Below are 25,818 nucleotides of genomic sequence, written 5' to 3'. Positions count from 1 at the left end.
CCGCACTGTGGGGGCCGCACCGGCTTGCATCACCCGGCGTCCGCGTCGCGCACCGCGCGTACGAACGCCGCCATCCGGGCGTGATCCTTCACGCCCTTTGCGCCCGCCACTTCGATGCCGCTCGAGACATCGACAGCAAACGGACGCAACCGGCGGATCGCATCACCGACGTTTTGCGCGTTCAAGCCACCACTCAAAACGGCCCGATGCGCGAGCTCTGCGGGAATAAGTGACCAATCGAAGACCTTGCCGCTACCGCCGTAGTCCGGCACCAGGGTGTCGAACAGGAGGCCGCGCGCTTTCGAATAATGAAGATCCGATTCTACCAAATCGGCCGGCTGCGTCGAGGGGCCGACGCGCACCGCGCGCAACCACGGCAGCCGCGCCGCGCGGCCGAGGGCCTCGCACTGCTGCGGCGTCTCGTCGCCGTGGAACTGCAGCATCGTCAGCGGCACGTCGCGCACCACCGCATCGATTTCGGCCTCGGTCGCGTTGACGAACAGCCCCACCACCGATACGAACGGCGGCGCGGCGCGCGCCAGCTCGGCCGCCTGCGCGATCGACACCGCGCGCGGGCTGCTCGGGTAGAACACGAGGCCGATCGCGTCGGCGCCGAGCGCGGCGGCGTGCAGCACGTCGTCGACGCGCGACAGCCCGCAAAGCTTGATGCGCGTGCGCGGCGCGACGCCGGACGCGGAAGTCGAAGGAAACACGGCCAGCTCCGTCATGGTTGGGGGTCCAGATCGGCCCAGACGCTGCTCCACGGCACGCTGCCGAGCTGCGCGGGCGGGACGGCGAATTCCGCCGGATAGCCGACGTGGGCGAGGTACAGCCCGTCCGCCATGAACGTCGGCGCGGCGAGATTGCGATCGCGGCCCGCGAGCACGTCGGCGAGCCAGTCGGCCGGGTAGCGGCCGCGCCCGACCGCGACGAGGCAGCCCATCAGGTTGCGCACCATGTGGTGCAGGAACGCGTTCGCGCGGAAGCGGAAATGGATGAAGTGCCCCGCACGTCGCACGTCGATCTGATACAGGTGTTTGACCGGCGTCTTCGACTGGCATTCCGACGAACGGAACGACGAGAAGTCGTGCTCGCCGATCAGGTGCGCGGCGGCGGCGCGCATCGCGTCGTCGTCGAGCGGCGTGTGGATCCAGCCGGCCCGGCCGGCCAGCATCGGCGAGCGCACCGGATGCACGTACAGCGCGTAGTAGTAGGTGCGCTCGAACGCCGAGAAGCGCGCATGGAACGTGTCGGGCATCGCCTTCGCCCACTGCACGGACACGGTCGGCGGCAGGAACGCGTTGGTGCCGCGCACCCACGAGAATTCCGCGCGGTCGAGCGCCGTGTCGAAGTGGACGACCTGACCGAGCCCGTGCACGCCCGTGTCGGTCCGTCCCGCGACCGTCGTGTGCAATGGCACGCACGCGAATTCGCCGAGCGCGCGCTCGAGCGCATCCTGCACGGTCTTGCCGTGCGGCTGCGCCTGCCAGCCGCAGAACGCGGCGCCGTCGTACTGAACCCCGAGCGCGATCCGCATCACGCGTCGGCCGCCAGTTTCGCGAGCAGTGCGCGCGCATCGTCGCGCGTGGCGGCGTCGTTTGCGTCGACCACCTCCTGCAGCAGCGTGCGCGCGCCCGACAGGTCGCCAAGCTCCACGTATTCCAACGCCAGATCCAGCTTGTTGCGGGCAATGCGCGCAAGCTCCTCCGGCGTCAGTGCGGGCAGCTCGGCATCGGGGGCGGACGGCAGATCGAGATCGAAATCGAGCTTCAATGCACCGAACCGGGCGCCGAGCGGCGGCAGCGATGACGGCGTGGGCACCGTGGACGCGCCTCCCGCCTGCTCGGCAGGCGTGGTCGCATCCGGGTCCCAATCGAACTCGTCGTCGTGCTCGACGGATCGTTCATCCGACGCTTCGGTCGCGCCCAGCGGCGGGCGTGGCGCGGCTTGACCGTTAGTTGCTGATTGCTCGCTTTCGGTTTGGGCTTCCGGCGCTTGCGGCACGGCGTGCTCTTCGGCGATGCGCGGCGGCAACGGCATGTCGAGGCTATTCAACGCGTTGATCGCGTTCTGCATCAGCGCCTCGTGCTGCGTGTCGGTCGGTGTAGGAGCCGCGGGCGCCGTTTCAGCCGGCGCGTCTGCAGCGGCGGGGGCGGGACCCGGGCCCGCCGGGGGGGGGGGCGCGGCGGGGGCGGGCGGGGGCGCGGGTTCGTGGTTGGCTTCGGCTTCGGCTTCGGCGTGATCGTCGTGCGTCGACGCCTCTTCCGGCGGCGGCGCGACATCGGCCTCCCGCACGTCGGCCGTCTCTGCCGCGACCGCGGCGGCCGTCACGAGGCTCACGTCGGTCGCCGCATCGCGGGAAAACGGTGTGGCGGGCAGCGTCGGCGGCACGGGCTCGACGGCACGCGGCGATGCGTCAAGGTCGGTGTCGACGGGTGCCGTATCACGGGATTGCGCCGGCGGCACGTCGGCGGACGACGCCGCAGCGGCGTCCGCGGCGCGCGCTTTCCTGCGCTTGCGCCATGCAAACCCCGCAATGAGGACGACAACGGCCGCGCCGGCTGCTGCGGCCGGACGCCAGTCCATCTGACCGGTCGCGCGAGGCGACGACGGCGGCGCAACGCTCGTCACGACCGGCGGCACGGGGGCCGACGCCGGCGCCACTGCGCTGGCGGCGGCACCGGACGCCGCACCGGACGCCGCGTCGCCCGCGACCGCCGACGACGCAGCACCGGATGCCGCGACATCGCCCTGAACCGGACGCACAGCGGCCGGCGCGGGCGCGACGTTGCCGGATGGCGCCGGCTTGCCGATGCCGTGCTTCTGCAACTCCATCAGCACGCGGTTCTTCAGCGCGAGCAGTTGCTGAAGGCTCGACGGCCGCGGCTGCGACGCACTCGCAGCAGGCGCCGCTGCGGGCGGCTGCTGTGCGTGCTGAGCCGCACCACCCGCGGCGGGCTGCGCCGCAGCCTCGCTCGCCGACGACGGTGCGGACTGAATCGCGCCGTTCCAGACGTGCGGCCCGCTGGCCCCCCCGACCGGCGCAGCCGGTTGAGCGGTTGCGGCCGACGATGCACCATGCGTCGCCGATGCGCCGGCCGAAGTCGATGCACCGTTGGCGGCCGTGGCGTTCGCGCTGCTCGTGGGAGCGGCCGGCGCTGCGGGTGCGATCGGGGCGCTCGACGCGGCCGATGCCGTCGGCGCGACCACGGCGGCCGAGCCGGGATGGGCAGCCGACGCGCCGTGCTGCGCACTCGCCACCGTGGCGGAGCCCCCACCTGCCGCGGACCCGGCCGATGCGCCCGATGCCGCGCCGGCACCGGCCGGCACGAGCGCGGCGCCGGTGGCGTCCAGCGCCGGCACGGTCAGCGTCGCGCCGACTTTCAGCCGACTCGGGTCGCGCTTCATGAACGCCTGTGGATTCGCGTCGAACAGCGCGCGACCGGCACGCGCGAGCACGCCCGGGTCATGCGACTGCGTGGCGGCCTTCGCCAGATCGTTCAGCGACTGGCCCGGCTGGACCGTCACGGTGAGCGGAACGGCGCCGCCGGCGGCCGACGCCGGCTGTTCGCCGGGGCTGGCCGCACCGGCCGAAGCGGCCGCGCCGAGCGCCAGGACCGCCAGTGCGCCGCACACGGCGCGCGACAGGCGGGACTGACGCGGAAACAGGGAATTTCGGGACATCGTGGGCTCTATCGCCGCGCGCGGGCGCGGCTCGGATTCGCGTAGGGAAGCGTCTATAAACTCGCCGCAGAAATGCAAAAGCGTCGCGCGGAACGCGACGCTTTCGGCGGCTCTGCGCGTCGTAACCGCATAGTTTACTTCACGCGATCCGATTCCGGCCGAATTCGTCGCCGGCCGATACGGCCGATCGACCGATTCGGCAATGGATCTCGGGATCGCGCGCGGCGCGCATGATCGAGCACGTGCCATTCGTCGGCCTGAATGTCGCCGGCGGCGTTCTGGCGGGAACGAACGCGGCCGCCATCGACATCCACGCCCACGTCCACGCCGGCCGCGAAGCCGCGGTATCGGCGGCGCAGCCCCGGCCTGCTCATGGGCGCATCCAGTGCCGGAAATCAACAAAAACGCCTGCCGCCCGCGAACAGGCTGGCAGGCGTCTCGCTTCGCGCGCCGGCGGCGCGCGTGCGCGGCCCGATGCTTACTTGTCGAGCAGGATGCGCAGCATGCGGCGCAGCGGCTCGGCCGCGCCCCACAGCAGCTGGTCGCCGACCGTGAATGCCGACAGGTACTCGCCGCCCATCGCCAGCTTGCGCAGGCGGCCGACCGGCACCGTCAGCGTCCCGGTGATCTTCGCCGGCGACAGATCGCGCATCGACGCTTCACGCTCGTTCGGGACGACCTTCACCCAGTCGTTCGCCGACGCGAGGATGCCGTTGATCTCGTCGAGCGGCACGTCCTTCTTCAGCTTGATCGTCAGCGCCTGCGAGTGGCAGCGCATCGCGCCGATACGCACGCACAGCCCGTCGACCGGGATCGAGCCCGGCTGGCCCATCGCCGGCTTGCCGAGGATCTTGTTGGTTTCCGCGCCGCCCTTCCACTCTTCCTTCGACATCCCGTTGCCGAGATCCTTGTCGATCCACGGAATCAGCGAGCCGGCGAGCGGCACGCCGAACTGGCTCGTCGGCATGGCGTCGCTGTTCATCGTCGCGAGCACGCGGCGGTCGATGTCGAGGATCGCCGAAGCCGGATCGGCCAGTTGCTGCTCGACCGAGCCGTGCAGCGCGCCCATCTGCGACAGCAGTTCGCGCATGTTCTGCGCGCCCGCGCCCGACGCGGCCTGGTACGTCATGGCCGTCATCCAGTCGACGAGGTTCTCGCGGAACAGGCCGCCGAGCGCCATCAGCATCAGGCTGACCGTGCAGTTGCCGCCAACGAAGTTCTTCGTGCCCTTGACGAGCGCGTCCTTGATCACGTCGAGGTTCACCGGATCGAGGATGATGACCGCATCGTCGTTCATCCGCAGCGACGACGCCGCGTCGATCCAGTAGCCGTTCCAGCCGGCCGCGCGCAGCTTCGGGAACACTTCGTTCGTGTAGTCACCGCCCTGGCACGTGATGATCACGTCGCACTTCTTCAGTTCCTCGACGTTGGTCGCGTCCTTGAGCGTGGTCTCGTTTTTCGCGAACGACGGCGCTTTGCCGCCCGTGTTGCTGGTGCTGAAAAACACCGGTTCGATCAGGTCGAAATCGCCTTCTTCCTGCATGCGTTGCATCAGCACGCTGCCGACCATGCCGCGCCAACCTACGAGACCTACGTTCATGACTAACCCTTTGAATGGAGCTTCCCCGCCATTTCCGCCCCCGGCGTGACCGCGCGGGGAAACAGGCGGGCACGACGGACGATCAGCGTTTAATGATCGTTTTCGTGGTAATGGTTTTCGTGATGACGATGGCGCGCGCATCCGCACGGGCAATGTTGCCGTGGGATTTCAAGACCGGGGAGATCAGGGAAATCAGCGCCATCGTTCGAGTCTACACAAAGCCGGTTGCCCGCACAACGGCCAACCGTGCGTGGACCGGCCGATTTCGCGGCCGATTCACGTGTTTTTCATCCCGGCCGCCGTACCGGCCGGCCATATGCGTGCAACGCGGCTTACAGCGCCGCCACCACCGCATCGCCCATCGCCGAGGTGCCGACCTGCTGGCAGCCCGGCGTCGCGATGTCGCCGGTGCGATAACCTTGTTCGAGCACCGTTTTCACCGCGCGCTCGATCCGGTCGGCCTGCTCCGCGCGATTCAGCGAATAGCGCAGCAACATCGCGGCCGACAGGATCGTCGCCAGCGGGTTCGCGATGCCCTTGCCGGCGATGTCCGGCGCCGAGCCGTGCGACGGCTCGTACAGGCCCTTGTTGTTCTTGTCGAGCGAGGCCGACGGCAGCATGCCGATCGAGCCCGTCAGCATCGACGCTTCATCCGACAGGATGTCGCCGAACATGTTGCCCGTCACGATCACGTCGAACTGCTTCGGCGCCTTCGCGAGCTGCATCGCCGCGTTGTCGACGTACATGTGCGACAACTCGACGTCCGCGTATTCCTTCGACACGTCGATCATGACGTCGCGCCAGAACTGCGACGTTTCGAGCACGTTCGACTTGTCGACCGACAGCAGCTTCTTCGCGCGCTTTTGCGCGGCCTGGAACGCGACGTGTGCAATGCGGCGCACTTCCGGCTCCGAGTAGCGCATCGTGTCGAAACCTTCGCGCGCGCCGGCGAACGGGCCGTCCGGTGCGGCGCGCACGCCGCGCGGCTGGCCGAAGTAGATGTCGCCGTTCAGCTCGCGCACGATCAGGATGTCGAGGCCCGCGACCAGCTCCGGCTTCAGCGGCGACGCATCGACGAGCTGCGGATAGCAGATCGCCGGGCGGAAGTTCGCGAACAGCTCGAGGTGCTTGCGCAGCCCGAGGATCGCCTGCTCGGGGCGCAGCGCGCGCTCGAGCGAGTCGTACTTCCAGTCGCCGACCGCGCCGAACAGGATCGCGTCGGCGTCCTTCGCCAGCTTCAGCGTCGCGTCGGGCAGCGGATGACCGCTCGCCTCGTAGCCGGCGCCGCCCACCGGCGCGTGCTCGAGCTCGAACTTCTCGTCGAGGGCGTTCAGCACCTTGACCGCTTCGTTGACGATTTCCGGACCGATGCCGTCGCCGGGCAGCACTGCAATCTTCATGCGTTATTCCTGGACTGGGTAATGTGGGTGGCAGGTCGGCGAGCGCGTCACGCGCGCCCGCCCGCGGCCGAAATCAGCCGACCAGCTTGTTGTTGAGCCACGGCTGCTTCGCGAGCCGCTCGGCTTCGAACTGGCGGATCTTGTCCGCGTGACGCAGCGTCAGGCCGATGTCGTCATAGCCGTTCAGCAGACAGTACTTGCGGAACGCGGCGATCTCGAACGGATACTCGCGGCCGTCGCCCGTGCGCACGACCTGCGCCTCGAGGTCGATCGTCAGCTGATAGCCGTTGAACGCATACGTGTCGTTGAACAGGTGATCGACCTGCTGCTCGGTCAGCACGATCGGCAGCAGCCCGTTCTTGTAGCAGTTGTTGAAGAAGATGTCGGCGAAGCTCGGCGCGATGAGCGCGCGGAAGCCGTACTGCTGGAGCGCCCACGGCGCGTGCTCGCGCGAGCTGCCGCAGCCGAAGTTCTTGCGGGCCAGCAGCACCGACGCGCCCTGGTAGCGCGGCTGGTTCAGCACGAAGTCGGGGTTCAGCGGGCGCTTCGAGTTGTCCTGGCCGGGCTCGCCGTGGTCGAGGTAACGCCATTCGTCGAACGCGTTCGGGCCGAAGCCCGTGCGCTTGATCGACTTCAGGAACTGCTTCGGGATGATCGCGTCGGTGTCGACGTTCTCGCGATCGAGCGGCGCCACGACGCCGGTATGCACATTGAATTTTTCCATGATCCGTCTATCCGGTTGAAGGGCCGGCATGCCTGGCCGGCGCACATCGACAATATTTCGGCGGGCGTCAGTCCGCCGCGCGCTGCAGCGCGTTGCCGGCGGCGTTGACGTCCTGGCCGAAGCCTCGGACGGTGTTGCAGCCCGTCAGGCCGAAGCCGAGCCCGACGAGCGCCAGCGCGGCAAGCACGCGCACGATACGTTGCGATGCCTTCACGCGTTACCCCAGCTTGCGAATGTCGACGAAATGGCCTTCGATCGCCGCAGCCGCCGCCATCGCGGGGCTCACGAGGTGCGTGCGGCCGCCCGCGCCCTGCCGGCCTTCGAAGTTGCGGTTCGACGTCGACGCGCAGCGCTCGCCCGGCTCGAGCCGGTCGGCGTTCATCGCGAGGCACATCGAGCAGCCGGGCTCGCGCCATTCGAAGCCCGCGTCGGTGAACACCTTGTCGAGCCCTTCGCGCTCGGCCTGCGCCTTCACGAGGCCCGAGCCCGGCACGACCATCGCGAGGCGCACGTTCGGTGCGATGCGGCGGTTCAGCTTCTTCACGACGTACGCGGCCGCGCGGATGTCCTCGATGCGCGCGTTCGTGCACGAACCGATGAAGATCTTGTCGACGTTGATCGACTCCATCGGCGTGTTCGGCTCGAGCGCCATGTAGGCGAGCGCGCGCTCCATCGCGTCGCGCTTGACCGGATCCTTCTCGCGCTCGGGATCGGGTACGCGCGCGTCGATCGACGTGACCATTTCCGGCGACGTGCCCCACGTGACCTGCGGGACGATCTCGGCTGCGTTCAGCTCGACCACGCGGTCGAACTGCGCGCCTTCGTCGGACTTGAATTCGCGCCAGTATTCGACCGCCTGATCCCATTCCGCGCCGGTCGGCACGAACGGACGGCCTTTCAGGTAGTCGATCGTCGTGTCGTCGACGGCAACCATGCCGGCGCGGGCGCCGGCTTCGATCGCCATGTTGCACACGGTCATCCGGCCTTCCATCGTCAGCGCGCGGATCGTCGAGCCGCCGAATTCGATCGCGTAGCCGGTGCCGCCCGCGGTGCCGATCTTGCCGATGATCGCGAGCACGATGTCCTTCGCGGTACAGCCGCGCGGCAGCGTGCCTTCGACCTTCACGAGCATGTTCTTGCTCTTTTTCTGCAGCAGCGTCTGCGTCGCGAGTACGTGTTCGACTTCCGACGTGCCGATGCCGTGCGCGAGCGCGCCGAACGCGCCGTGCGTCGACGTATGCGAATCGCCGCAGACGATCGTCATGCCCGGCAGCGTCGCGCCCTGCTCCGGCCCGATGATGTGCACGATGCCCTGACGCAGGTCGTTCATCTTGAACTGCGTGATGCCGAAGGCGTCGCAGTTCGCGTCGAGCGTGTCGACCTGCAGCTTCGAGACCGGATCGGCGATGCCGTGGCTGCGATCGGTGGTCGGGACGTTGTGGTCCGACACGGCCAGGTTCGCGCTGATGCGCCACACCGGGCGGTGCGCGACGTTCAGCCCTTCGAACGCCTGCGGGCTCGTGACTTCGTGCAGCAGTTGGCGGTCGATGTAGAGCAATGCCGTGCCGTCGTCTTCGGTGTGGACGACGTGGGTATTCCACAGTTTGTCGTAGAGAGTCTGTGCCATGGGTATGCGGGGTCGTGATGACTACAAGCCTTGCGGGTGCGGTCGATTATGCCACGCGCAACGCGCCGCCGCGCAGTGCGGGTGCGAAAAACCCATTAAAAACAGTGGTTTGGCTGGTAGTGGCAATACCTGTATCGGGATTACCAGCCAAACCCGCCCACGCCCGGATCGCGACGCACCGGAACGCCCCGGTCTGCCTGCGCGCGATTCGCGCATACGACCGATTCACGCAGTTCGGCACGTCCCGTCTCGCCGAACCGGGAGCCCGCCGCGATGAAGCTCGGCATCCGCACCTCGCTCGCCCCGCCTCGACACCGAAGGCGCGCCATTCACGACGCTGTTACGCCACGGCACGCTCGATATCGAGCTGTACCGCGCGCGGCGACGACCGCCAAACGCCGCTTACGTGCGACGAGATCTACGCGATCACGGCGTACGCGTCGCGCTTCATTGTGCGACCGGCGAGAATGTGCAGTGGCACGCCAGCGACGTGCTATTCGTCCGCGCGTTCGCGCCGCACCGTTTCATCGGCTTCTCCAACGATCGCTCGACGTGGGCGTCAATCGACGGCCCGGACGGCGACACACGCGACATACCCACCCCCTACCACCCGCGCCTCACGCCGCATTCCTCCCAATCTCCTACACTGTCTATTCCCGACGAGCGGCGCACGGCCGCCCTTCCCGCCATCGCGATGCGCACGTCACGCGGCGCATCGCCCGACAGGAGCACCGGATGCGATACGAACTCTATTACTGGCCCGAAATCCAGGGCCGCGGCGAATACGTGCGGCTCGCGCTCGAAGCGGCCGACGCCGACTACGTCGACGTCGCGCGCGAAACGGGCCGCGGCATGGGCGTGTCCGCGATGACGCGGATGATGGACAGCACGAAGGCCGAATGCGTGCCGTTCGCGCCGCCGTTCCTGAAAGCCGGCGACGTAGTCGTCGGGCAGACCGCGAACATCCTGCTGTTCCTCGGCCCGCGGCTCGGGCTCGCGCCCGACGACGAAGCCGGCCGGCTGTGGGTTCACCAGTTGCAGTTGACGGTCGCCGATTTCGTCACCGAAATCCACGACACGCATCACCCGATCGGCAGCGGCCTGTACTACGAAGATCAAAAGGCGGAGGCCGCCGAGCGCGCGGCCGATTTCATCGCCCACCGGCTACCTAAATTCCTCGGCTACTTCGACCGCGTCCTCGCGCAGAATCCACACGACAGCGGCTACATCGCGGGCGACGCATTGAGCTACGCGGATCTGTCGATGTTCCAGCTGATCGAAGGCCTGCGCTACGCGTTCCCGAACGCGATGAAGCATGCAGCGCGCAAAGTCGGCGGCCTCGTCGCGCTGCACGACCGCGTCGCCGAGCATCCGGGCGTCGCGCGCTATCTGGCATCGGAGCGCCGCATCGCGTTCAACGAGATGGGGATCTTCCGGCACTACGCCGAGCTCGACAGCTAGCGGCGCATGCCGCGTCAGTCGCCGTAGCGATAGCGGTTGCGCATCGCGTCCAGCGGATTGCCGTCGGCCAGCACGCCGCCGAGGCTGTGGATCACCGCGCTCGCCGCGTTGATCGCCGTCTGCACCGCGCCCTCGATCCAGCCGCCCGTAAACGAGCAGCAGCAGCCGGCCAAGTAAATGCCGCGGTCCGTCGACGGCTCGGCGGCCGTCTGGAACTGGTAGAACAGCGCCTGCGAATGGATGTCCTCGCCCGGATAGTTCAGCTTGAACGCGCCGAGCGCATAGCGGTCCGACAGCCAGTCGTGGCTCGTCACGTTGCGCGCGTAATCGTCGTCGAGCGGACGCAGGTGTGCGGCGAACGCCGGCGACACGACACCGATCTCGGCCACGAGGCGCTGGAACCGTTCGACCTTGTCCGTGAGCGACAGGATCTTGTGCGAATCGTCTTCCCACGTGTAGCTGATCAGCACGACGCCGTGCGCGTCGCAATCGTCGGGCGCGTAGTCGAGGCAGTAGATGCCGCGCGCCAGCGTGTCGGTCTGGATGTTGTGCGGCAGCCCGTGCTTGAGCCAGAACTTGTCGCGGGTCAGCACGAACAGCTTCGACGAACTGACCATGTGCGTATCGTTGATCGCGCGCACGACCTCGGGCGCGAACAGGTTCGCGATGCCGGTGATGCCCATGCCGACCTGCATCGCCCGCGTCGTCGTCGCGACGATCACGCGGTCGAACACCTGCGTCGTCCCATCGTCGAGCGTCAGCGCGAAGGTGCCGTCCGGCTGCTTCTCGACGCGCCGCACGGCCGCGTGCACCACCCGGTCGCGTACGCGCGCGGCTTGCCCGCCGTCGTCGAGCAACCGCTGCGCGAGCGCGAAGATGCCGGCCGGAATCAGCCGCTGGTCGACTTCGAGTTCGTTGACGACGATCCGCAAGATTTCGAGGAACGACGCGCGATAGACCGGCTGAAAACCGCCCGAGCCGATCCCGAGCGTGCCGAACAGCCGCAGGTCCTCGCTCCTGCGCCAGCGCACGCCGCCGGGCGGCGTCGCGCCCGTGAAGATCTTGACGATCGCCGAGTAGAACGACTCGTCGCCGAACCGGTCGATGTACTGCTGCCAGCCGCGACGCGCGTCGTCGTAGCAATGCGCGCGCAGCAGCGCCGTCAGCTCGGCCGGCGCGGGCAGCTGCGTGCCGTCGTCGAGCCGCACGCCGTCGCGTATGAACGCGCGCCAGCCGCGGTCGACGCGGTCGAACAGCGCAGGCGGGCGCTCGCCCGCGGGCCAGCGATACGCATGCCCCTGGTAATGGATCTCGGTATCGACGACACCCGGATCGGGAAACGTCGACGAGCTGTCGATGCCGAACCGCTCGAGATAGTGGTACAGCGCGGCCTGCGATGGCGGGAAACGCATCGCGCCCATTTCGGCGAGCAGGTGCGGATGGTCGGGATTGATCGACTGCGACAGCAGCCGGCCGCCCACGCGCGCCGGGTTCGCCTCGAACACGACGAGCTGCCGCGCACCCGCGCGCAGCAGCTCGCACGCGGCGACGAGGCCGCCCACGCCAGCGCCGACGATCGCGATCCGCGCGTCGCGCGCGCCATCCGCCGGCAGCGTGCCGAGGTGTCCGCCGGTGCGGGCCAGGAAGGCGCCGTAGTCGTACAGCGTGTCGATGTACGGCAGCGTGCGCGACAGGAATTCAGGAGCGTTCATGGGATCGGGGTCGGTAAGGAGCGTGCGCGGCGCACGCGGTCACATCGGCAGCTGGATGCTGCCGAGCGGCGCGTCGGCATTGACGAGATCGACGCGCTTCACGTGGATGCGCAACGCGTCGTCGCGCACCGCCAGCGCGTGCGTGTACCAGCCGGCGAACAAGGTCTGCTCGTCGCGCCGTGTTTCGACGTAGTGAAACGGCGTGCGCAGCAGGTACGCGCCGTGATCGGGCTCAGCGCGATCGACCTGCGGCCGCTGCAGCAGATGATGACCGCGGCTCGCCGGCTGCTGCGAGAACGTGCGGCGCCCGCCGAGCCGCTCGATGCGGATGCGCAGCAGCAGCAGGTCCTCGTCCATCAGCGCGCCGTGCAGCTCGGTGTCGGGCTGATCCGGCGACAGCGGCATCCAGTAGCGCGCATCGTCCGCGTACATCGAGAGCCATTCGTCGTAGCGCCGCTCGTCGAGCAGGCGCGCCTCGCGATAGACGAACGCGACGAGCTCATCGTCACTGAATACGCGCATCGGCGGCCTCCTGCGTCGACGCGGGCGCGATGTAGCGCAGCCATGCGCGGAACTGGTTGCGGATCTGCTGCTCGCTGGTGCCGTTCGTCACGAACGTCGGCTGCGCGAACTCATGCGGATCGAACAGACGACCGACGTGCACCCAGTCGCGCGACTGCGTCGCGAGCCCACGCTGCGCGCGCTCGTACATCTCGAGATCGTCGTGCGCGACGATCGACGTCGGCGCATTGATCAGGCGGTTGTACGCGAGCGTGCGCTCGAACAGCGAGTCCGGTGCGCCGACCAGCCGGAACGACCACGACTCGACCAGCGTGCGATCGACGGCGAGCGGCTTGAACACGCGCAGGATCTGGATCGGCCCCTTCACCATCGCATTCGGGAACAGCACGGTGTTGTGACGCACCTCGCCGAGAATGCGCGCGGCGCGCGCTTCGCCATAGGCGGCGACCATCTTCTCGTGATAGCCGGGAATCGGCGTATAGCGCGCATGGATCGAATCGGCGGTGCCGGTATGCCCGTGCCCGTTGGGCCACACGCGCAGCCCCATCTGCTCGAAGAACGCGTGCGGCTGGATGAACGGCTCGAGCAGTTCGACCGCCATCGGCTTCGCGTGCTGCGCGCCGTCGCGCTCCCACACGCGCACGGCCGTGCCGGCCGACGATTCGTGCGCGACCATCGGATGACAGGTGTCGGTCTGGTTCTCGACCAGCATTTTCCAGTTGCAGCCGTGCACGTAGCGGAACACGCCGCCGGCGACTTCGACGCGCCCTTCCGGCGAACGGTCGACCAGATTGTCGAGCGACGACAGCGCGTCGCCGAAATACGCGTGAAAATCGACGCCGGACGGGTTCAGCCGGCAGAACACGAAGCCGCGATGGTCATGCACCGCGCCGACCGCCTGCATCCCCTTGCTCGCCTCGCACGATGCGAAGCCCGTGTTCTCGTAGCCGCGCCGCAGCGGGATCGCGTAGAGGCTGCCGTCGGTCCGATACGACCACGCGTGATACGGGCAGCGGAAGAACGCGCCCGTGTTGCCGCACGCGTCCGTCACCAGCTGCGTGCCCTTGTGCGAGCAGCGATTGTGGAGCACCCGCACCGACCCGTCGTCGTGGCGCACCATCACGACCGGCTCCGCGCCGATCGTCGTCGTCACGTAGTCGCCCGTCCGCGGAATCTGGCTCGTGTGGCCGACGTAGACCCACGTGTTGCGGAACAGCTCGCGCATCTCCAGCTCGAAGATGCGCGGCGACAGATAGAGGTCCTTGTGCACCTCGGTGTCGCGCACGAGCGACGCCGGCTCGTCGATGAACGGTTGCGCCGTCATGCGTGCCTCCGGCTGCGCACGCGCGAACGCCGCGCGCCGGCGCGGCGCGCGGTGTCGATTGCTTTTGTTGTCATCTCTCAGGTTCTGCTTGATATGGCGCCCGGAAGCGCATGCGCGTGCCGCCGCACCGCGCGGCACGCGTCGTTGCGGGTAACGGTCAGCCCGTCACCGGTGTTTCGTGCAGCCGCAGCCAGCCGATGCGGCCGTCCGCATCGCGTTCGAACACGACGGTCGAGCGGCGCACGGTACGCCGGCCGGCTTCGTCGGTCTGCGTCTCGCGATACGCGATCGCCGCGCCGCGCTGCCATGCGCTCACTTCGTGCAGCTCGTCGATCGCGATGCGCAGGCCGGGCCGCGCGCCGTAGCCGCGCGAAAACAGGATGTCGATATCGGCGTAGTCGAGCGCATGGCCCTGCAGCGAGATCATCGAGAACGCGCGCGAGAAGCGCGCGAGCAGCGGCGCGAGCGCGTCGCGCGTGGCGCGGCCGGACAGCCATTGCTCGATGTCGACGTGCGCATCGATCACTTCCTGGAAATACGGGTTTGACGGATTCATGCTGGAACTCACGAACGTTGGGAAGCCGCGCGCGCGGCAGGCGCACGATGCGTGGCGAGGCGTGCGACGAACGGCAGCGGCAGCAGCGTCGCCAGCGCGGCCAGCCCGAAGCATTGCTGGTAAGGCAGCTGCGCGGCGCCGCCCTGCAGCGACAGCAGCAGGTTCAGCGCGCTGCCCAGCACCGCGACGCCGAGACAGAAACTCAGTTGCCGATTGATGTTCCACAGCGCGCTCGCGTCGCCCATCCGCGCGGCCGGCACGTCGACGAACGCCGCGCTTTGCGACGTGCTCGTGCACATGCTGGCGCCCAGCCCCATCGCGACGAACGCGAGCACGCGCCCGGCCTCGAGCGCGGCGAGCGGCGTCGCGAGCAGCACGATGCCGATCGCATCGATCGCGATCCCGCAGACGAACAGCGGTTTCGGCCCCCACTTCGGAAAGCAGCGGCGCGTGGTCGCGATCGCGGCGAACGACGCGATCGCCCACGGCACCATCAGCGCGCCCGTATGGGTCGCACTGAGCCCGAGCGCGTTCTGCAGATACAGCGCGGCGACGAGGTTCACGCCCGTGAACACGCCGGGCACGCACAGATAGACGATCAGCCCGATGCGCAGCAGCGGCTGCGCGACCAGGCGCAGATCGAGCAACGGCGCCGCGGCGCGGCGCGCATGCAAGACATACGCGGCGCCGGCCGCGCTCGCGATCGCGAGCGGCACGAGCGCGTCGCCGCCCGCACCCGGCTGGCCCGCGAACGTGAGCCCGAGCAGCAGCGCGACGAGCGCCGTGGCACTCAACCCGAGGCCGCGAAAGTCCAGCGCCGGCGGGTTGCCGTCCGGCGCGTCGGCCGGCAGCCATGCGAACGCGAGCACGCTCGTGAGCGCAGCGAGCGGCAGCATCCCGAAGAAGATCGCGCGCCACGATGCGCGGTCCACGACCACGCCGCCGAGCGCTGGCGACAACGCGGGCACGAGCAGCGCGACCATCATCACGATCGACGTCAGATGCGCGCGCGCCTCGGGCGGATACGCGCGATACGCCATCGTCTGGCCGACGGGGATCAGCAAGCCGCCGCCGAGGCCCTGCACCAGCCGCCATGCCAGCAAGGCGCCGATCGACGCCGACAGGCCGACGCCGAGGCTGCCCAACGCGAACAGCAGCAGCGATGCGATCAGCAGCCGGCGCTCGCCGAAGCGCCGCGCGAGCCAGGTGCCGAGCGGAATCACCACCGTGAGCCCGAGGACGTACGTGTTGCCGATCCACGCGAGCTGCGCGACCGACGCGTGCAGCTCGCGCTGGATCGTCGGATAGGCCGCGTTGATGACGAACATGTTCGCCAGGTCGATCGCGAACCCGAGCAGGTAGACGGCAGCGATTTTCGAGCGATCGGTCATGACGGCGGAAAACGTACGGAACGCCGCAGTGTAAGGTTCGGCGCGGCCGTCGATAAGACCGTCCGGGCGGCCACACTGGTCGAAAAATTTTGACAATCGAGGCACCATGTCGGTTTTCCGCCCAGCATCCGACACGCTATGGTGAGTCTCGATCGTTTCGCCGTCTTCCGCGCCGTCGTGGAAACGGGGTCGTTTACGGCCGCCGCCGCCCAGCTGAATCAGGCGCGCGCCGCCGTCAGTTTCAACATCAAGCAGCTGGAGGCCGAGCTCGGCGTCACGCTGCTCACGCGCACCACGCGGCGCGTCGAGCTGACCGACGCGGGCGAGCGCTTCTACGCGCGCTGCGTGCGCGTGCTGGAGGAAGCCGAAAGCGCGATCGACGACGCGCGCAGCGAGCATGGCGGGATGCACGGCGTGCTGCGCGTGACGTCCACGGTCGAGTACGGAACGATGGTCGTCGCGCCGGCGCTGCACGCGTTCATGCAGCGCCACCCGGCGCTACGCGTGCGGCTCGAGACCCATGCGACTCAGGTCGACCTGGTGCGCGAGCGTGTCGACGTCGCGATTCGGCTCGGCCGCCTCGAGCAGTTCCAGGATCTGCCCTACCGCGGCGCGTGCCTCGCGACCTACGAGGTGCGGCCGGTGATCGCGCCTTCGCTGCTCGCCGAGGCCGGCCTGTCGCAGATCGGCTCGCCGGAGCTGCTTGCCCGGCTGCCGCAACTCGGCCATACGCGGCTCGAGCGGATCGCCACGTGGACGCTCACCGATCGCGACGGCAACCCGCATGCGTTTCGTCCCGGCGCGAAGCCGCGCGTGGTGGTCGACAACGCTTCGGTGCTGCGCGTGCTCGCGCGGCAAGGCAGCGGCGTCGCGCTGCTGCCCGAGTGGCTCGTGCGCGACGACCTTGCGAGCGGCGCGCTGGTCGATGCGCTGCCCGGCTACCGGTTTCCGCCGCAGGCCGTCTATGCGCTGTACCCGTCGACCGCACACGTGCCGCAGAAGGTGCGCGCGTGGGTCGACTTCATGAAAGCGTATCTGGCCTGAGCCGGCGCCGCATGCGCAGGCTCACGCGCGTGCCGCATCGTCCCGCAGCCGTGCGTCGACGCGTGCCGCGATCGCCAGCAGGCGGCGGTCGCCGCCCCACGGGCCTTCGAGCATGAGCCCGACCGGCAGCCCCGTTTGCGCGGAGCGGCCGGCCGGCAGCGACACCGACGGTACACCGGCGAGCGACGCGGGCGAGGTCTGACGCGCGACGCGCGCGAACAGCGCCGCGTCCTGCGCGGCCGTCATCGCGGCGGTGGCGTCGAGCAACGGCGCCTCGCCCGGCACCGTCGGCATCGCGATGCAGTCGACCGGCGTACCGAATGCGTCGTCGTACCAGCGCACGATGCGCCGACGCCAGTCGAGCGCATCGGCGTAGGACTGTGCATCGATCGGCGCGGATACGAACGAACGGAAGATCGCGCGGACGTCGTCGCTCGCGATCCGTTCGACGAACGTGTCGAACGGGATGCCCAGCCGTTGCGTCGCGAAGCGGCGCCAGTACAGGCTGGCCTCGAATGCCGCAATCGGAAAGCCGCACGCTTCGCTCGCGTCGTGCAGCTGCCGCGCGGGCAACGGCACGAGCGTCGCGCCGGCCGCCGCGCAGGACGCGAGCGCGCGTTCGATGCAGGCCGCGACGCCGGGATCCAACTCGTCGAAATACGGCGCGGCCGGCACGCCGATGCGCAGCTGCGACCAGCCGGGTGCGGCGGCAATGCCGTCGTCACGCGTCAGCACCGCATCGAGCAGGAGCAGATCGTCGATGTGCCGGGCGATCGGCCCGACCGTATCGCGCGTGTGCGACAGCGACAGCACGCCGTGCGACGAATAGCGCTGCGCGGACGGCCGCAAGCCGTACACGCCGCAAAATGCGGCGGGAATGCGCACCGAACCGCCGGTGTCGGTGCCGAGGCCGAACGGAATGCCGGCCGCGACGGCCGCGGCCGTACCGCCGCTCGAGCCGCCCGCGATACGGCGCGGCTCGTGCGGGTTGCCGACCGCACCGAACTGCCGGTTGCCGCTCGTGATGCCGAACGCGAGCTCGTGCATGTTGGCCTTGCCGAGCGGCACCGCGCCGGCGTCGAGCAGGCGCCGGACGGTCAGCGCATCGTGCGTCGCGCGATAGCCGTTCACTGCCGGGCTCGCGCCGAGCGTCGGCATGTCGGCGGTGTCGAGGTTGTCCTTGATGACGAACGGCACGCCGGCGAGCGGCAGCGCGTCGCCTTGTGCGATACGCGCATCGATGCGCTCGGCCGTGCGGCGTGCGAGTTCGGCATCGACGTGCACCATCGCATTGAGCGGCGCAATGGCGGCGAGGCGCGCGAGTGCATCATCGGCCACGTCGACGGCACGGCACGCGCCGTGGCACACCGCATCGGCAAGCCCACGCACGCTCGCGGCGGAAACGAATGGTGAGGAAGAAACGCGGTTCGGCTGTGTTGTCATGTTGTGTGCTGGACGCGGAATCGATCGGGAAACGGGCGGCGTACCGAAGGCCCTGTCCGGCATGCCGCGCGCAGCGCGATGGTAGCCCGGCGCGCGGGCAGGCGCACGTGGGGCATCATGCAGGCGGTTGGGAACGGTCGGGGCGTAGGCGGCCGGGCGCGCGGCGAATTGCAGGCCGAATCGAATCGCAAGCGGCATGGTACGGATGCGGCGGATACTTCGGATGCCGTGGATACTGATGCCGCCGATGCCGCCGATGGACCGACGGCGCGCGCGCCGTCGGTCCATCAAGCGCACGGCTCGAACCCCATCTGCTCGCGGCCCAGCCCCGTCAGATCGCGCTCGCATGCGCGCCCGTCGAAATCGACCTCGAAGTGATCGGCCGGAAAATCCGGCGGGCTCTCGCCGCGCACGAACGCCTGCCGCTGCCGTTGCAGGTACGCATCGTTCTTCGGGCAGCCGGGCGCGGCCGCGATGTACATCACGTTGCTGTCGCCGCTGCCGCGATGCACGTCTTCGACCGCATGCACGACGTCGCCGTGCCAGAACACCGCGTCGCCCGGCTCCATCTGCGGAATCGGCACCAGCGCATCGAGCAGCAGCGCGTGCCACTCGGGCAGGATCGACAGCGCGCGGCCGGGCCGCGCGCCGCACAGGTCGTCGTCGGCGACATCGTCCTGCAGCGCGCGCAGCACGACGTACGCCATCGCGTTCACCACCGGGATCAGCTGCAGCGTGCCGTCGCCGGGGCCTTGCGGCGTCAGCGCGGTCCAGCCCTGGAACGTACGGAACATCGAACACACGGCCGGCGACGCAATCTCCTCGACGTCGGGCCGGAATGCCGCGTCGAACGGGTCGTAATCGCGCCAGCGGCCGGCCAGCACGTGCCGATACACGTGCCGGAAATTCGGCCCGAGCCAGCGTTCGACCGACCCGCCGTCGACGTGCGGCGACAGCCCGAGCGTCGTCGAACCCGGCGGCCGGCGGCGGATGCGATCCGCGTACGCGGGAACCGAGTCGGGATCGAAATGCGGGCGTGCGCCATCGGCATGACGCCACAGCCGGTTCAGGAACACGCGCGCCTGCGTCAGCGCCGGCGACTGGCGCGCGGCCACCTGCGGCTTCGACCAGTAGACGCCGTAGATCTGCGGCTTGCCGGACGCGAGATTGCCGAAGTAGCGATCGTCGGCGCGCGCGTGCAGCCGCTCGGCGAAGCGGTTCGCCTCGAGATACGCACCGATCTCGTCGTTCCAGTCGCGCGCCTGCCGCGCATCGAACACGCCGCGGATCACCGCCGCGCCGTGCGCACGGATCGCGTCGATCGTGCGCGGCTCGACCGCGCCGTTCGCGATCTCCGCGAACCGCAGCACCGGAATCGCATCGCGGCCGTGCGCGTGCGTGCGGCGGATCGCGTCGACCTGCCGCGCGATGTCCCCTTCCAGCTCGCGGAACGTCGTCGCATAACCGGGCAGGTCCGCACGCAGCGCCCGTTTCGCCGCGCGGATCGCGGCCGGCAGATCGTCTATCGTCAGGGGCATCGTCGTCTCCTCGCTGAACCATGTCGTGATGAGCGCTCAGCGTACGGCCGACACGTCGCCGCGATCGATACTATCCGGCCGACAATCGATACAATCCGGACAACCTAGCCCGGACGATGACAGACGACGCACAGCTTGTTGCCGTCCGGATCGCGGAAGTACGCGCCGTAGTAGTCGCGGTGATAGTGGGGCCGCAGGCCGGGCGGCCCCTCGCAGGTGCCGCCGTGCTGCAGCGCGAGCGCGTGGCAGCGGTCGACCTGCGCGCGCGAATGCGCATCGAACGCGATCGTATGGCCGTTGCCCGGCTCGGGCCGGCGGCCGTCGAGCGGCCGCCCGAAGAAGAACAGCGGCCGGTCGGTGTCGGCCGGCATCCAGCCCGACCAGCCGTCCGGCTCGCGGAACTTCAGGCGCAACCCGAGTTCCGCGAACAGCGGCGCGTAAAAATCGTACGCGCGTGCGGTATCGCTGACGCCCACGCAAACATGTGAAAACATGGCTTCGCTCCGTCGTGACGATCGACCACGATCATGCCACGGTGCGATGCCGCCGTCGCCCGGAGGCCGCGATGAAGCCGCAATACGAACACGTGACGTACGCTCCCGGCTGCTCGATCCGCGTATATCACCGCCAGCTCGCACGCATTCCGTTCGAATGGCATCGGCATCCTGAGTACGAACTGACGCTCACGCTGAACAGCCGCGGCCGGCGCTTCATCGGCGATCACGTCGCCCGCTATGCGGACGACGACCTGGTGCTCGTCCCGCCGAACCTGCCGCACACGTGGTCGTCGAATGCGCGCATCGATCGCGCCGCGCCCGAAGTCGCGCTCGTCGTGTGGTTCGACGGAGACTGGGCCCACCGCGTCGCCGACTGCTGCGCCGAATACACGCCGCTGCGCTCGCTGCTGCGGCGCGCAGCGTCGGGCCTCGCGTTCGATGCCGATACGGCGCGCGCGATGCGCGCCCGGCTGCCGCGCTTGCTCGATGCGTCGCCGCGCGTGCGGCTCGCCGCCGTACTCGACACGCTCGCGGAACTCGCCGAAGCCGGCGGCGAGCCGCTGGCCGGCGCGCACGCGTATAGCCGGTCCGAGCGGATCGCGTCGTCCGTCGACGCATCCGCTCCGGAAGCCGAACGCGTCGAGCGCGTGCTCGATGCGATCGACCGCCGGTTCCACGAGCCGCTGCGCATCGACGCGCTCGCGGCCATCGCGCATCTGTCCGAACGCTCGCTGCAACGACTGTTCGCGCGCCATCTCGGCGAAAGCGTCGGCCGCTACCTGCAGCGGTTGCGGCTCGCGCACGCGTGTCGCCATCTGGCCGGCAGCGACTGGCCGGTCGCGACGGTCGCCGCGCGCTGCGGCATTCCGAACGTCGCGAACTTCAACCGTCAGTTCCTCGCCGCACGCGGCATGACGCCGCGCGCATACCGGCGCCTGTTCGCGCAGCATGGCCATGCGTCGGGCGTCGACGTGCCGGGCGCCGATGCCTCGGCTGCCGACGCCCCATCGCTCGACACACGCCCACCGTCGCTGGAACGCAGCACCGGCCCGCGCCGCCCGCACAAATGAAAACACCCCGGCGGGATGACCCACCGGGGTGTCGGGGCGTTGCGTTTGCCGGACGCGAACGGCGTTGCAGCCGTTCGCGCCGCGCACGACTTAACGTGCGTTGAGCGGCTTCGCTTCGCGCGGCGTGTCGCCGATGAACAGCTGACGCGGACGGCCGATCTTTTGCTCCGGATCCGCAATCATTTCGTTCCACTGTGCGATCCAGCCGACCGTACGTGCCATCGCGAAGATACACGTGAACATCGACGTCGGGATGCCCAGCGCGCGCTGCACGATACCCGAGTAGAAATCGACGTTCGGGTACAGCTTGCGCGACACGAAGTACTCGTCTTCCAGCGCGATCTTCTCGAGCTGCATCGCAAGCTTGAACAGCGGGTCGTCGTGCAGGCCCAGTTCGTTCAGCACTTCGTAGCACGTTTCGCGCATCAGCTTCGCACGCGGGTCGTAGTTCTTGTACACGCGGTGACCGAAGCCCATCAGCTTCACGCCCGAATTCTTGTCCTTCACCTGCTTGATGAATTCGGGGATGTTGTCCGGCGAGCCGATCTGCTCGAGCATGTTCAGCGCGGCTTCGTTCGCACCGCCGTGCGCCGGGCCCCACAGACACGCGATACCGGCCGCGATACACGCGAACGGGTTCGCGCCCGACGAGCCGGCCAGGCGGACCGTCGACGTCGATGCGTTCTGCTCGTGGTCGGCGTGCAGGATCAGGATACGGTCGAGCGCGCGGACGAGCACGTCGTTGACCTTGTACTCTTCGCACGGGTTCGAGAACATCATGTGCATGAAGTTCGCGCTGTACGACAGCGAGTTCTTCGGATACACGAACGGCTGGCCGATGCTGTACTTGTATGCCATCGCGACGAGCGTCGGCAGCTTGGCGATCATGCGGATCGCCGACACTTCGCGGTGACGCGGGTCGTTGATGTCGAGCGAGTCGTGGTAGAACGCCGACAGCGCGCCGACTGCGGCGACCAGGATCGCCATCGGGTGCGCGTCGCGGCGGAAGCCGCGGAAGAAGAAGTGCATCTGCTCGTGCACCATCGTGTGCTTCGTGACGGTGTCGACGAATTCCTTCTTCTGTGCCGCGTTCGGCAGTTCGCCCTTCAGCAGCAGGTAGCAGGACTCGAGGAAGTCCGCGTTCTGCGCGAGGTTGTCGATCGGGTAGCCGCGGTACAGCAGTTCGCCCTTGTCGCCGTCGATGTACGTGATCGCCGAGTTGCACGAAGCCGTCGACATGAAGCCCGGGTCGTAAGTGAACTTGCCGGTTTGGCCGTACAGCTTGCGGATGTCGATTACGTCCGGGCCCATCGTCCCCTTGTAAATCGGCATTTCGACGCTCGGCGAGTTGTCGCTGAACGATAGCGTGGCTTTAACATCAGACGGAGTCATGGCACATCCTCAATCGAAATAAAGAAACGGGATTCGATAACGGGCGTAACGCTTTAAACGTTGCGCAGCATCTCCAACAGCCGGTGAACATCCGGGCTGTCTAGGTCGCCCTCTGGTTCCTTGCGCGCGAGGAGCAAGTCCATCAGGTCGTTGTCGCTCAGATCGAGCAGGCGCGACAACGCGCCTACGTCTGCATCGGTGAGGTCATGCTCGTGTCTGCTGAAGAAACGCTCGAACAGAATGTCGTTCTCCAGCAGACCCCGCCGCGCGCGCCAACGCAGGCGCGCGCGACGGTGCGGGTCGGATTGATGCGAGTCGTCGCTCATTTCAACCTTAAACCGCGCGGCGAACCATCAGTTCCTTGATCTTGCCGATCGCCTTCGTCGGATTCAGGCCCTTCGGGCACACGTCGACGCAGTTCATGATCGTATGGCAACGGAACAGACGGTACGGATCTTCCAGATTGTCGAGACGCTCGCCGGTGGCGGTGTCGCGGCTGTCGGCGATGAACCGGTAAGCCTGCAGCAGGCCCGCCGGGCCCACGAACTTGTCCGGGTTCCACCAGAAGCTCGGGCACGACGTCGAGCAGCTCGCACACAGAATGCACTCGTACACGCCGTCGAGCTCGTCGCGCTCTTCCGGCGACTGCAGGCGTTCCTTCTCCGGCGGCGGCGCGTCGTTGATCAGGTACGGCTTGATCGAGTGATACTGGTTGAAGAAGTGCGTCATGTCGACGATCAGGTCGCGCACCACCGGCAGCCCCGGCAGCGGACGCAGCACGATCTTCTGCGGCAGATCGTTCAGGTTCGTCAGGCACGCGAGACCGTTCTTGCCGTTGATGTTCATCGCGTCCGAGCCGCACACGCCTTCGCGGCACGAGCGGCGGAACGACAGCGTCTCGTCCACGGCCTTCAGCTTCACCAGCGCGTCGAGCAGCATGCGCTCATGCTGGATCTCGAGCTCGTACGTCTGCATGCGCGGCGCCGCGTCCTTGTCCGGATCGTAGCGATAGAGTTCAAAAATGCGTTTTGCCATTTCGGATTCCTTTGACTCGGCTTAGAACGTGCGCGGCTTCGGCGGCACGGAGTCGACCGTCAGCGGCTTCATTTGAACCGGCTTGTAGTCGAGGCGATCGCCTTCGCTGTACCACAGCGTGTGGCGCAGCCAGTTGTCGTCGTCGCGGTGCTCGTAGTCGCTGTGCGCGTGTGCGCCGCGGCTTTCCTTGCGCGCTTCGGCCGACACCATCGTTGCACGGGCCACTTCGATCAGGTTCTCCAGCTCGAGCGCTTCGATGCGCGCGGTGTTGAACACCTTCGACTTGTCCTTCAGGTGGATGTTTTCCACCCGCTCCTTCAGGCCGGCCATCTGGTCCACGCCTTCCTTCAGCAGCGCCGAGGTACGGAACACGCCCGCATGCTTCTGCATCGTCGAGCGGATGTCGTTCGCGACGTCCTGCGTGTATTCGCCCGACGTCGACTTCTCGAGCTTCGCCAGGCGTGCCAGCGAGTATTCGCCCGCGTCGGCCGGCAGCGGCTTGTGGTCGCGCTGGTTCTTCACGTGCTGGACGATGTGGTTGCCGGCCGCGCGGCCGAACACCACTAGGTCGAGCAGCGAGTTCGTGCCCAGGCGGTTCGCGCCGTGCACCGACACGCACGAGCATTCGCCGACCGCGTAGAAGCCGTTGACCGGCTCCTTGTGATCGCGCGACGTGCCCACGACCTGACCGTGGATGTTGGTCGGAATGCCGCCCATCTGGTAGTGGATCGTCGGCACGACCGGGATCGGTTCCTTGATGCAGTCGACGTTCGCGAACCGCAGCGCGATCTCGCGGATCGACGGCAGACGCTTCATGATCGTCTCCGCGCCGATGTGCGACAGATCCAGCAGCACGTGGTCCTTGTTCGGACCGACGCCGCGGCCTTCCTTGATTTCCTGGTCCATCGAGCGCGACACGAAGTCACGCGGCGCCAGATCCTTCAGCGTCGGCGCATAGCGCTCCATGAAGCGCTCGCCGTTCGAGTTGCGCAGAATGCCGCCCTCGCCGCGCACGCCTTCCGTGATCAGCACGCCCGCGCCGGCCACGCCGGTCGGGTGGAACTGCCAGAACTCCATGTCCTGCAGCGCGATGCCCGAGCGAGCGGCCATGCCCAGCCCGTCGCCCGTGTTGATGAACGCGTTCGTCGATGCCGCGAAGATCCGGCCAGCGCCGCCCGTCGCGAACAGCGTCGTCTTGCCTTCCATGATGTAGACGTCGCCCGTCTCCATCTCGAGGGCCGTCACGCCGAGCACGTCGCCGTCCGCGTCGCGGATCAGGTCGAGCGCCATCCATTCGACGAAGAACTGCGTCTTCGCCTCGACGTTCTGCTGGTACAGCGTGTGCAGCAGCGCGTGACCGGTACGGTCGGCGGCCGCGCAAGCGCGCTGCACCGGCTTCTCGCCGTAGTTCGCGGTGTGGCCGCCGAACGGGCGCTGGTAGATCGTGCCGTCCGCGTTGCGGTCGAACGGCATGCCGAAGTGCTCGAGCTCGTACACGACGTTCGGCGCTTCACGGCACATGAACTCGATCGCGTCCTGGTCGCCGAGCCAGTCGGAACCCTTGATCGTGTCGTAGAAATGGAAGTGCCAGTTGTCTTCGCTCATGTTGCCGAGCGACGCGCCGATGCCGCCTTGTGCCGCGACCGTGTGCGAACGGGTCGGGAACACCTTCGACAGCACGCCGACCGACAGGCCCGCACGCGACAGTTGCAGCGCTGCGCGCAAGCCCGAGCCGCCCGCGCCGACGATCACCACGTCGAACTTGCGGCGCGGCAGGGAAGTTTTGATTGCAGCCATT

Annotated in this window: 24 protein-coding genes; 3 read left to right on the top strand and 21 right to left on the bottom strand. The window is 68.1% G+C overall.

Going from position 1 to position 25,818, the window contains the following annotated elements:
- Positions 1-29: 29 nt before the first annotated feature.
- From EX20_RS24565 to leuC, 9 genes are all read right to left on the bottom strand, one after another.
- Positions 30-728, bottom strand: a complete 699-nt coding sequence (locus tag EX20_RS24565; protein ID WP_034195023.1) for a phosphoribosylanthranilate isomerase — start codon at positions 726-728, stop codon at positions 30-32.
- Positions 725-1,537, bottom strand: a complete 813-nt coding sequence (gene truA, locus EX20_RS24560) for a tRNA pseudouridine(38-40) synthase TruA (RefSeq protein ID WP_034195022.1) — start codon at positions 1,535-1,537, stop codon at positions 725-727. Before truA ends, EX20_RS24565 begins: the two co-directional genes overlap by 4 nt.
- Positions 1,537-3,684 (bottom strand): FimV/HubP family polar landmark protein, encoded by a 2,148-nt coding sequence (locus EX20_RS24555; protein WP_034195021.1) that lies wholly within the window; start codon positions 3,682-3,684, stop codon positions 1,537-1,539. Before EX20_RS24555 ends, truA begins: the two co-directional genes overlap by 1 nt.
- 478 nt (positions 3,685-4,162) lie before the next feature.
- Entirely contained in the window at positions 4,163-5,284 is a 1,122-nt protein-coding gene (asd, locus tag EX20_RS24545) for an aspartate-semialdehyde dehydrogenase (protein ID WP_034195019.1), read from the bottom strand.
- An 82-nt stretch (positions 5,285-5,366) separates the two neighbouring features.
- Positions 5,367-5,486, bottom strand: a complete 120-nt coding sequence (locus EX20_RS33040) for a hypothetical protein (protein ID WP_014725191.1) — start codon at positions 5,484-5,486, stop codon at positions 5,367-5,369.
- Positions 5,487-5,616: 130 nt separating this feature from the next.
- Positions 5,617-6,684 (bottom strand): 3-isopropylmalate dehydrogenase, encoded by a 1,068-nt coding sequence (gene leuB, locus EX20_RS24535; RefSeq protein ID WP_014725192.1) that lies wholly within the window; start codon positions 6,682-6,684, stop codon positions 5,617-5,619.
- Between the two features lie 73 nt (positions 6,685-6,757).
- A complete protein-coding gene (leuD, locus tag EX20_RS24530) occupies positions 6,758-7,408 on the bottom strand; it encodes a 3-isopropylmalate dehydratase small subunit (RefSeq protein ID WP_034195018.1) in 651 nt (216 codons plus the stop codon).
- Between the two features lie 67 nt (positions 7,409-7,475).
- Complete coding sequence (locus EX20_RS24525; protein ID WP_011881754.1) at positions 7,476-7,622, bottom strand: entericidin A/B family lipoprotein; 147 nt, start codon at positions 7,620-7,622, stop codon at positions 7,476-7,478.
- 3 nt (positions 7,623-7,625) lie between these two features.
- Positions 7,626-9,035 carry a 3-isopropylmalate dehydratase large subunit gene (gene leuC, locus EX20_RS24520; RefSeq protein WP_014725194.1) on the bottom strand — a complete coding sequence of 470 codons (1,410 nt, stop codon included), beginning with the start codon at positions 9,033-9,035 and terminating at the stop codon, positions 7,626-7,628.
- Positions 9,036-9,770: 735 nt separating this feature from the next.
- Here leuC and EX20_RS24515 point away from each other — a divergent pair.
- A complete protein-coding gene (locus EX20_RS24515) occupies positions 9,771-10,496 on the top strand; it encodes a glutathione S-transferase (RefSeq protein ID WP_034195017.1) in 726 nt (241 codons plus the stop codon).
- Between the two features lie 14 nt (positions 10,497-10,510).
- Here the strand turns inward: EX20_RS24515 and EX20_RS24510 are convergent, their stop codons facing one another.
- From EX20_RS24510 to EX20_RS24490, 5 genes are all read right to left on the bottom strand, one after another.
- The gene (locus tag EX20_RS24510; RefSeq protein ID WP_011881730.1) at positions 10,511-12,208 is read right to left on the bottom strand and encodes a flavin monoamine oxidase family protein; all 1,698 of its coding nucleotides are present in this window, start codon (positions 12,206-12,208) and stop codon (positions 10,511-10,513) included.
- Positions 12,209-12,247: 39 nt separating this feature from the next.
- Entirely contained in the window at positions 12,248-12,730 is a 483-nt protein-coding gene (locus EX20_RS24505) for an aromatic-ring-hydroxylating dioxygenase subunit beta (RefSeq protein ID WP_011881729.1), read from the bottom strand.
- Entirely contained in the window at positions 12,714-14,054 is a 1,341-nt protein-coding gene (locus EX20_RS24500) for an aromatic ring-hydroxylating dioxygenase subunit alpha (RefSeq protein WP_034195062.1), read from the bottom strand. The genes EX20_RS24505 and EX20_RS24500 overlap by 17 nt, the downstream gene beginning before the upstream one ends.
- 157 nt (positions 14,055-14,211) lie before the next feature.
- Entirely contained in the window at positions 14,212-14,610 is a 399-nt protein-coding gene (locus EX20_RS24495; protein ID WP_011881727.1) for a hypothetical protein, read from the bottom strand.
- Positions 14,611-14,618: 8 nt separating this feature from the next.
- The gene (locus EX20_RS24490) at positions 14,619-16,001 is read right to left on the bottom strand and encodes an MFS transporter (protein WP_034195016.1); all 1,383 of its coding nucleotides are present in this window, start codon (positions 15,999-16,001) and stop codon (positions 14,619-14,621) included.
- A 138-nt stretch (positions 16,002-16,139) separates the two neighbouring features.
- Here EX20_RS24490 and EX20_RS24485 point away from each other — a divergent pair, with 138 nt between their 5' ends.
- Entirely contained in the window at positions 16,140-17,045 is a 906-nt protein-coding gene (locus EX20_RS24485; protein ID WP_011881725.1) for a LysR family transcriptional regulator, read from the top strand.
- A 21-nt stretch (positions 17,046-17,066) separates the two neighbouring features.
- Here the strand turns inward: EX20_RS24485 and iaaH are convergent, their stop codons facing one another.
- The 3 genes from iaaH to EX20_RS24470 all read right to left on the bottom strand — a co-directional run bounded on the left by iaaH (position 17,067) and on the right by EX20_RS24470 (position 20,520).
- Entirely contained in the window at positions 17,067-18,488 is a 1,422-nt protein-coding gene (gene iaaH, locus EX20_RS24480; RefSeq protein ID WP_072465297.1) for an indoleacetamide hydrolase, read from the bottom strand.
- Between the two features lie 287 nt (positions 18,489-18,775).
- Positions 18,776-20,026, bottom strand: a complete 1,251-nt coding sequence (locus EX20_RS24475) for a DUF1479 domain-containing protein (RefSeq protein WP_034195014.1) — start codon at positions 20,024-20,026, stop codon at positions 18,776-18,778.
- Between the two features lie 104 nt (positions 20,027-20,130).
- Positions 20,131-20,520, bottom strand: a complete 390-nt coding sequence (locus EX20_RS24470) for a VOC family protein (protein WP_034195013.1) — start codon at positions 20,518-20,520, stop codon at positions 20,131-20,133.
- Positions 20,521-20,591: 71 nt separating this feature from the next.
- Between EX20_RS24470 and EX20_RS24465 the strand changes: the two genes are divergently transcribed.
- A complete protein-coding gene (locus EX20_RS24465) occupies positions 20,592-21,593 on the top strand; it encodes a helix-turn-helix domain-containing protein (RefSeq protein WP_034195061.1) in 1,002 nt (333 codons plus the stop codon).
- Between the two features lie 90 nt (positions 21,594-21,683).
- Here the strand turns inward: EX20_RS24465 and gltA are convergent, their stop codons facing one another.
- The 4 genes from gltA to sdhA are packed head-to-tail and all read right to left on the bottom strand — an operon-like array spanning position 21,684 to position 25,817.
- On the bottom strand, positions 21,684-22,985 hold the full coding sequence (gene gltA / locus EX20_RS24460; protein ID WP_011881720.1) for a citrate synthase: 1,302 nt from the start codon (positions 22,983-22,985) through the stop codon (positions 21,684-21,686).
- Between the two features lie 53 nt (positions 22,986-23,038).
- Entirely contained in the window at positions 23,039-23,311 is a 273-nt protein-coding gene (locus EX20_RS24455; RefSeq protein ID WP_011881719.1) for an FAD assembly factor SdhE, read from the bottom strand.
- A gap of 7 nt (positions 23,312-23,318) precedes the next feature.
- Entirely contained in the window at positions 23,319-24,020 is a 702-nt protein-coding gene (locus EX20_RS24450; protein WP_011881718.1) for a succinate dehydrogenase iron-sulfur subunit, read from the bottom strand.
- A gap of 21 nt (positions 24,021-24,041) precedes the next feature.
- Positions 24,042-25,817, bottom strand: coding sequence for a succinate dehydrogenase flavoprotein subunit (sdhA, locus tag EX20_RS24445; protein ID WP_011881717.1), 1,776 nt, complete (start codon positions 25,815-25,817; stop codon positions 24,042-24,044).
- Position 25,818 lies beyond the last annotated feature (1 nt).

Origin of the sequence: Burkholderia sp. WP42, from assembly GCF_000745665.1 — a bacterium.
Classification (GTDB): Bacteria; Pseudomonadota; Gammaproteobacteria; order Burkholderiales; family Burkholderiaceae; genus Burkholderia; species Burkholderia vietnamiensis.
This window is presented reverse-complemented; position numbering and strand designations above follow the sequence as displayed.